The 8,268-nt window shown below is 41.0% G+C and carries 6 protein-coding genes; all 6 read left to right on the top strand.

Going from position 1 to position 8,268, the window contains the following annotated elements; all coding sequences use genetic code 11:
- Positions 1-286 precede the first annotated feature (286 nt).
- Positions 287-1,237: a MerC domain-containing protein gene (locus tag MTBBW1_RS19555; protein WP_186441519.1), complete on the top strand. Its 951-nt coding sequence runs from the start codon at positions 287-289 to the stop codon at positions 1,235-1,237.
- A gap of 97 nt (positions 1,238-1,334) precedes the next feature.
- Complete coding sequence (locus MTBBW1_RS19550; RefSeq protein ID WP_080806254.1) at positions 1,335-2,249, top strand: DMT family transporter; 915 nt, start codon at positions 1,335-1,337, stop codon at positions 2,247-2,249.
- Positions 2,250-2,442: 193 nt separating this feature from the next.
- On the top strand, positions 2,443-3,069 hold the full coding sequence (locus MTBBW1_RS19545; RefSeq protein ID WP_080806252.1) for a precorrin-8X methylmutase: 627 nt from the start codon (positions 2,443-2,445) through the stop codon (positions 3,067-3,069).
- 457 nt (positions 3,070-3,526) lie between these two features.
- Positions 3,527-5,014 carry a cobyrinic acid a,c-diamide synthase CobB gene (locus MTBBW1_RS19540; protein ID WP_080806250.1) on the top strand — a complete coding sequence of 496 codons (1,488 nt, stop codon included), beginning with the start codon at positions 3,527-3,529 and terminating at the stop codon, positions 5,012-5,014.
- 190 nt (positions 5,015-5,204) lie between these two features.
- Complete coding sequence (locus tag MTBBW1_RS29695; protein WP_080806248.1) at positions 5,205-6,764, top strand: cobalt-precorrin-5B (C(1))-methyltransferase; 1,560 nt, start codon at positions 5,205-5,207, stop codon at positions 6,762-6,764.
- Positions 6,765-7,076: 312 nt separating this feature from the next.
- A complete protein-coding gene (gene cobT, locus MTBBW1_RS19530) occupies positions 7,077-8,138 on the top strand; it encodes a nicotinate-nucleotide--dimethylbenzimidazole phosphoribosyltransferase (protein WP_080806246.1) in 1,062 nt (353 codons plus the stop codon).
- The last annotated feature ends 130 nt before the right edge of the window (positions 8,139-8,268 follow it).

The following is an 8,268-nucleotide window of genomic DNA, read 5'->3' as shown; positions in this document are numbered from 1 at the left end:
TATGATCTTGTAAGCCTTGTCAACACTGTCTGAATCAGGATTCCCAAGATTAACAAAGATAAGGCAGGATTATCTATCCTGAGCATCCTATCCATCCTGGTTATCCTGGTTCAGACAACTGCAATAACTTATGAAAAAGCAATAAGATGTCGATTTTGAGTATATACAATAATAATGAAGATGAAGGGTTTGGTTAAAACGGTAAGCTTGTTTTTATGTTTGACAAACCATGGACAGCCATTCAATAGTGGTAAGTCACCTTTTAGTATGATGGCGTTCATCCGCCATGTACGTTTATATGAAAGTCCCCGCAAATGGCTGTATTTATAAAGACTTTCAACACTTCGATTGTGACGGTGAACCGCCATGTTGGTTATATAAAAAAACTATGGTCAAGGAAACATATATGACTCAGTTCATCTGTTTAAAATGTGGATACAAGCGGCTTCCAGGGAATCTTGAGTGTCCTAACTGTGGTGTTGTTTATCACAAGGCAGAAGCTGCTGCTGAAAGGTTGAAAAATAAAACAACGCAAAAAGAATCCGATAAAAGTGCAGTTGAAGCAGTGATTGATCACTGCCCGAGATGTGGAGAGGCGGCATTTAAACAAACTAAAAAGTGTGGTCGTTGTGGGTATGATAAGGTGTGCTTTGGATGTAGCATGTTTGTTGAGCAAGATGCTGAAGATTGTCCACATTGTGGTTTTAAGATTCCTTTGAAAAAAACCCAAAAAGCAATCAGCATATCAATTTACTGCATTGTTGCATATTTTGCACTGTCATTCCTATTCATGATCAAAAGACCCTATTTTGTTCAGTTTAATGGAGAGTTTTACTTTGCGTTTAAATATCTATCATTGCCCATAGCACTGATTTCAATATGGTTAAGTTACAAGGCTTGTAAACTTATCTTCCCTTCCAGGCTTTATTTTTTTGTACTGTTGTCTGTTGGGTTGACATTCATGCTTTTATTAGCCACATCCCTTTATGTTGCTCCTGTCAATTACTACATTGGTGATCATGAAGAGATCGCACTAAAGGGAAAGATTGTAAGGAAGAAAATTGTTGGCGGAAGAAGTAAATCCAGGGTAGTGGAAGTATCAAGTGATCAAATACCGGAAAATCTTAAATTCATGGTTAAGGAGAGGTATTATAATTCAGTAAATGTTGGAGATGTTTTTAAGAAAAAAATCAAAAAAGGATTTTTGGGCATTTATTACATCGAAAGGCGCAAATAGGTTTTTATGGCTAACAATCCAACCAGGATACGCCAGAACCAAAAGCTTCTTCAGGTTTAAACTATCGAGTGATTTTATCCACAAGGACTAAAAAAAGATGAAACTACAACAAACCACAGTAGATGACAGTGGAGCGATATCTGAAAAAAATGGCATTGTCTCAATGGACAAAAACTTTGCAGGTCCTCTTTTCATGCTCTCCGCAGCGCTTCTTTTTACAATAATGAGCATTCTGGTAAAACAGATGGATCCCCGATATAGCGTCTGGCACATCGGTTTTTTCAGATTTGCAGGGGGAGCTGTTATTCTGCTGGCGCTGTTCGGACGTCATGGCAACATATATAAAGGCAACAACATTCCACTGCTTATAATAAGAGGATGTACAGGCTCCATTGCATTTATTGCGGCTGTAACCGCAATCCGCATATTACCCATATCCACAGGAGTGGTTATTTTTTACTCATTTCCGGTATTTGCAGCCATTTTTGCCGCAATTATCTACAGGGAGAAAATAGGCATCCCGCAGATTATCTGTATGCTTCTTGTAATGACAGGCATAGCAGTTCTATTTGATTTCAACCTTGCCGGCAAACTTTTCGGACAGTGTATGGCTCTCCTTGCAGGAGCATTTGCAGGTCTTACAGTTACCCTTATCCGCTCATTAAGGGAAAACAACGGACCTGCTGTTATCTATCTCTATTTTTGCACCATGGGCGCTGTCGTAACCCTGCCCATGTTCATCAACTCTCCAGTGACACCTGCCACACCGGTTGAATGGGTGATGATTTGGGGAATGATCCTTACTTCTTTGACTGCACAGCTTCTTATGAATCAAGGCTTTTTTTACTGCCGTGGATGGGAGGGCGGGGTATATATGTCTTCCGAAACTATTTTTACATCAATTGCAGGAATAGTTTTTTTAAAAGATCCAATATCATGGCGATTCTGGTTTGGCTCTGCCCTTATTCTGGGATGCGGTATTGCAATGAACTGGCTGAAATCAAGACAATAACCTTTATACAACATGTCAAACATGATAAAAGAGTGATTTTTTACCGTGGAAATAGATACAATTTTCATATTCGGGGGTGGCTGGATGGCAGCCATGACCGTTTAACCCGGCATCTCAAGCATCTCCTTTCCGTTTTTTCCTTTTTGATGGATTGGGAAGATGCTTTGCTGTTACTTTCAAGGAGATATTTATATTGAAACCCCAAGATATTGAGGATTTAAGTTTTCGTATAATAGATGAAGAGGCGGGCGACCATGGATTTGATGAACAAAAGTGGTCAATTGTCAGGAGAATGATCCATACCTCTGCTGATTTTGATTACATAAAGAGTGTCCGGTTTCATCCTGAAGCTCTTCAAAAAGGGATCGATGCAATTAAAAACGGATGCACAATAATAACAGATACCAATATGGCAAGGGTTGGCATCCGGAAAAAAGAGATCTCAAGGTTTGGTGGCGATGTCAGGTGCCTTATTGCAGATGAGAATGTTGCAAGACAGGCAATTGAGGAGAAGACAACACGGGCACTTGCTGCTGTGGATATAGCACTTCCTTTTATTGAAAATGGAATATATGTGGTGGGAAACGCTCCCACTGCCCTTCTTAGACTCATTGAGCATGTAAAGGCCGGCAAAGTAATGCCAGCACTTATTGTCGGGCTTCCTGTGGGGTTTGTAAATGCTGCTGAATCCAAGGATGCTCTTATGGAACTTGATATCCCTTTTATTTCCAACAAGGGCAGAAAAGGTGGCTCCAATGTGGCGGCAAGCATTATAAACGCTCTTTTAATAATGGCGGATAGCAGTGAAAAGCCAAAGTAACATTTTGATATCTTACTCAAAATCCACATATTATCGTTTTTTTGCAGTTACTGACTTTGCTCAAAATCGACATCTTAGATTTTTCAGAAGTTTTATATGAAAGTCCCCGTAGTTTGGGGATTTTCATCCATTCGATTGTGGCGGTAATGCCGCCATGGCCATTATATGAAAGTCTCCGTAACAGCCTGTTTTAAAAACGACTTTCATCCCTTCGATTGTGGCGGTAATGCCCATACGCATCAAGCTAAAAATATAAGGCTTTGTTTTTATTATAAATATAAAATCAACATATTAACAACAAAAATTATAAAAACCCGTCTGATAAGGCTTTGAAAACCTTAGCTTGATGCGTATGCGGTAATGCCCGCCATGGCCGTTATATGAACCAGGATAACCAGGATCATAAGGAATTAAGGCTCTGGAAAAAATTGCGAACCAGAAGGAATATACATAAATAATGAAAGGATTTGTAATTGCCGGAACAGGCAGTGGTTCCGGAAAAACCACTCTCTCCCTTGGAATTCTTGCATGGCTTTCAGGTAAAGGATACAGAGTAGCTCCATTCAAGGTGGGGCCGGATTTTATTGACCCGGGCCATCACACTGCCCTGACAGGAAGGGTAAGCCGCAATCTTGACTCATGGATGCTTTCACGCCAAACCAATGAAGCCATATTTGCAAGGGGTTGCGAAAATGCCGATATTGCCGTTGTTGAAGGGGTAATGGGGCTTTTTGATGGATACAGCGGTACATCGGAAGCTGGCTCCACAGCCCAGATGGCAAAGTTGCTCAATCTGCCTGTTATTTTAATTGTGGATGCCCGCAGCATGGCAAGAAGTGCTGCTGCCATTGTTCAGGGATTTGAAAATTTTGATCATGATCTCAACTTTGCAGGAGTAATATTCAACAAAACCGGAAGCAGCAGACATTATGAGTATTTAAAATCTGCGGTTGAATCCACCTGTAAAATGCCATGCATTGGTCATATCAAAAGAAATGATGCGATTGTCATGCCTGAACGTCATCTGGGGCTTGTTACATCCGAAGATCACACCATCTCACCAGATACTGTTGCAACAATGACCAGAATGATTGATCTTGATACCAGACTTGAAAAGATCATCTCGGTTTTGCCGGATATTAAAGTCACCAGCTCTAATGCTTCTACTGCTGAATCCCAGAAATATGCAACAAGCACTAATCTATCTATGTCTTCTGTCAAGATTGCGGTTGCGAGGGATCGGGCATTTTGCTTCTACTACAGGGAAAACCTTGAAGCACTTGAGCAAAATGGAGCGGAGCTGATTGAGTTTTCACCAATGAGATCAGAGTCATTGCCACCTGATATATGTGGAATCTATTTTGGTGGAGGATATCCCGAGCTTTTTGCAGAGACCCTTTCCGCCAATCGGAAATTAATGGCTGAGATCAGACAGGCCTCTCTTAATGAGATGCCCATATATGGAGAATGTGGCGGTTTTATGTATCTTTGCCGTGATATCACATCAATGGACGGCACCACAAAATGGCCCATGACCGGCTGTTTTTCATTTTCCGCTGTGATGTCAAAAAAGATGAGATCCCTTGGATATCGTAAGGTTTCATTGAAACAGGATACCCTCATCGGAAAATCAGGAGATATACTCAAGGGACATGAGTTTCACTACTCGTCTCTTGAAACTGAGGAAACAAACAAAACTGGGTTGCCTTGTAAAATCTGCAAAGCCGATGTTATGAAAAAAATTGAGGATACTCCACCTGCAATTGATAATCCTCAGAGCATAAAAAAAGTTTATTACACATATGGACGGGATGGGCAGAATGTCAATGTTGAGGGCTATCAGATAGGTCATACATTGGGAAGCTATCTTCATGTTCACTTTGGAAGTTCAGATGGTGCTGCTGCTTCATTTGTTTCAGCGTGCCGCAAATGGTCAGAAGTTTGAATATTCGGAAATAATGATCTGGGCTTTTAATGAATATCCGGATATTTTACCGTGGAAATGGATACAATTTTCCATATTCGGGGGTGGCTGGCTGGCAGCCATGACCGTTTACCGTGAAAATGACTATCATTTTTATGGTTAGGGGTGATTGATACACAATCATGCCCGTTTACAGGGGAATCGCTAATAGATGACTTCAGTAACGTTAAAAAAGGGCTTTACAACCGGTGCTGCTGCCGCTGCCGCAACAAAAGCTGCGCTTTTGTGTCTAATCGCAGGAAATATAAATATCGATAATAAAGAGTGTCCAAAGGTGGATATTCGATGCCTCAATGATGAGTGGCTTTCCATTGAAATTTTTAGTATCACAAAAATTACATCCCAGAGAGCTGAGGCTGTTGTTATTAAGGATGCCGGAGATGACCCTGATGTTACCCACAAGGCAGAGATAGGAGCAAGGGTATCATTTCTTTCTAACCTGAAGTTATCGGATAATCAAGTTTTATCAGAACACCAGGCTTTACCTGAAAATCAGGATCTACCTGAACACCATGATCTACCTGAACACCATGATCTACCTGAATACCAGGATCTACCTGAACACCAGGATTTAACTGAACACCAGGATCTACCCAAACCTTCATGGCCGACTAAAGCCACACCCGATCATGAAAACAAAATGTGTTTTCACGGTAAAACAAAAAATTTGATATTTTTACAAACATCACCATCTGGAGTTCAAGTCCGCATTAGAGGTGGTGAAGGTGTAGGGCTTGTAACAAAGCCCGGCCTTGAAGTTCCGCCTGGCTATCCTGCCATTAATCCGGGCCCTGTTAAAATGATAGTGGAGGCTGTTGAACAGGTCATTGGTGAAAATGTAGATAAAACTCTTTTTAATGAAAAAGAAACAAGCCCTGCTTTTTATGGAAAAATAGTAGATGTTGAGGTATTTGTACCCCAGGGTAAAATCCTTGCTAAAAAAACCCTTAATGCACGACTCGGCATTTTGGGCGGTATTTCAATACTTGGAACCACAGGCATTGTAAGGCCAATGTCCCATGATGCCTATATCGCTACCATACGCTCCGGAATCTCTGTTGCCCGCGCAGCAGGAATAAACAGGCTGATTTTTACAACAGGAAGACGGAGCGAGCGCTTTGCAATGCTAAGGTTTCCTGATTATCCTGAAGAATCATTTATTCAGATCGGAGATTTTTTCAGGGAATCACTTGAAGCTGCTGCTGTTAGTTGTACCCATGAAACTTCAGGAATAACTGGCAATGAAAGCCATAAAAATGCAACCTCACGTTGTCGCGACAGTAATAAAAGTAAAAACTTAAATTACATCCGTATCAATAAAACTGAAAGTACAGATTATAATAAATATAATAGCTACAATGCAAAAGATGATTTTGGTGTAACTTCTGAAGTTACAATAACTGTATTTTTTGGCAAAGCTGTGAAAATGGCAATGGGATTTGCCCACACACATGCAGCCAAATCGGAACTCACCATGAAGAGACTTGCTGAATGGGCATTTGAAGTAACAGGGGATTCCCGACTTGCAAGAGAGATCTTTGAGGCAAATACAGCACGCCACGCCTTTGAATATATACATCCTGATTTTCCTCAGCTAATTAACCATGTTGGCAGAAAGATAATCCAATCTGCTGAAAATTTCTCACAAAACAGATTAAAAATACGGACGATTATTTTTGACTTTGAAGGAGAGATTATCCTTGAATGTTGATTTTAACTCAAATTGATTACGTATCAGTCACCCTCCAAATATAAAAATAATAGTCATTATCACGCTAATGTTCTTTCAAGGTTTGATTGTCGGGTAGAAAATGCCTTGAACCTTTGAAAAGCCTTAAAAGTCACCCGACAGTTTAAACTTGAAGAAGCACTAAACGGTCATGGCCGGCATTAAGCCACCCCCGAATATGGAAATTTGTATCTATTTACACGGTAAACGGGTATGATTGATTACGTATCAATCACCCCTAAATATAAAAATAATAGTCATTTTCACGGTAAAAAGAGAGGTAATGGATAATTAATGGAGCAACTTGAAAAAACAATAGAAAGAATTGAAAAACCTGACATGGCAATGAAAAAAAAGGCCATGCAAAGACTTGCAGATCAGGCAAGACCTGCGGGAAGTCTTGGTATCCTTGAACCAATAAGCGCACAGCTTGCGGCAATCAAAGGTACTCTTGATGTACATTTAACGGAAAAAATTGTGATTACATGTGCCGGAGACCACGGAGTGGTTAAAGAGGGTGTAAGTCTCTTTCCTCCGGAGGTAACCCCACAGATGGTGGAGAATTTTGTCAATGGCGGAGCATCCATAAATGTGCTTGCACGGCAATCCGGAGCCAGAGTCATGGTTGCGGATCTGGGCGTTAACTTTGATTTTTCACCTGAAATGCCCATTTTTCATAAAAAAGTGAGAAAAGGCACATCGAATTTCACAAAAACACCTGCCATGACAAGGGATGAAGCCGTTAAATCCATTAATGCTGGAATTTCCATTGTGGATGAGCTTGTGAAAAATGGCAATGTTGACATTATAGGTACAGGGGACATGGGGATTGGGAATACAACTCCATCTTCTGCAATCATTGCAGCTTTTTCAGGCATATCTCCTTCAGAATTGACAGGAAGGGGTACAGGCATTAATGACGCAATTCTTGCAAACAAGATCAGGGTAATTGAAAAGGGGCTTGAACTTCACAGGCCGGATCCCAACGATGCCGTTGATGTTCTGTCAAAGTTGGGAGGATTTGAAATAGGGGGCCTTGCAGGTCTTGTACTCGGTGCCGCAGCCCATAAAATTCCGGTTGTATGTGACGGTATTATCTCCACTGCCGGAGCATTGATAGCTTTTGAGCTTGCCCCTGGCATCAGGGATTATCTCTTTGCTGGCCATCGTTCTGTTGAAAAAGGCCACAGATTCATGCATGAAAGAATGGATCTTGTACCTCTTCTGGATCTTCAATTCAGACTGGGGGAGGGAACAGGTGCGGCTGTTGCTTTTCAGCTTCTGGATGCGGCAACAAGGATACTTGCAGAAATCAAGACCTTTGAAGAAGTTGCCATTATAAATGCTCAGAAATAGATCAAAAAGTGGGCATCCTTCATATTATCCCAAAAGTACTTTTCACTTTTTTGATCAATGGTTCGGACAGTTTTAAGTGCTAATAGCGCCGTAGTTAATGAGTCCCTCGTACTGAGGGGTATTTTTTATC

Source organism: Desulfamplus magnetovallimortis (assembly GCF_900170035.1).
GTDB classification, from domain to species: domain Bacteria; phylum Desulfobacterota; class Desulfobacteria; order Desulfobacterales; family Desulfobacteraceae; genus Desulfamplus; species Desulfamplus magnetovallimortis.
Note: the sequence above shows the minus strand (reverse complement) of the source record. Positions and strands in the feature narration are given on the sequence as shown.

Bases quoted from the DNA above. Each gene is read 5' to 3' on its own strand.
- MTBBW1_RS19555 (WP_186441519.1), top strand. From the start codon at position 287: ATGTACGTTTATATGAAAGTCCCCGCAAATGGCTGTATTTATAAAGAC.
- MTBBW1_RS19550 (WP_080806254.1), top strand. From the start codon at position 1,335: ATGAAACTACAACAAACCACAGTAGATGACAGTGGAGCGATATCTGAA.
- MTBBW1_RS19540 (WP_080806250.1), top strand. From the start codon at position 3,527: ATGAAAGGATTTGTAATTGCCGGAACAGGCAGTGGTTCCGGAAAAACC.
- MTBBW1_RS29695 (WP_080806248.1), top strand. From the start codon at position 5,205: ATGACTTCAGTAACGTTAAAAAAGGGCTTTACAACCGGTGCTGCTGCC.
- cobT (WP_080806246.1), top strand. From the start codon at position 7,077: ATGGAGCAACTTGAAAAAACAATAGAAAGAATTGAAAAACCTGACATG.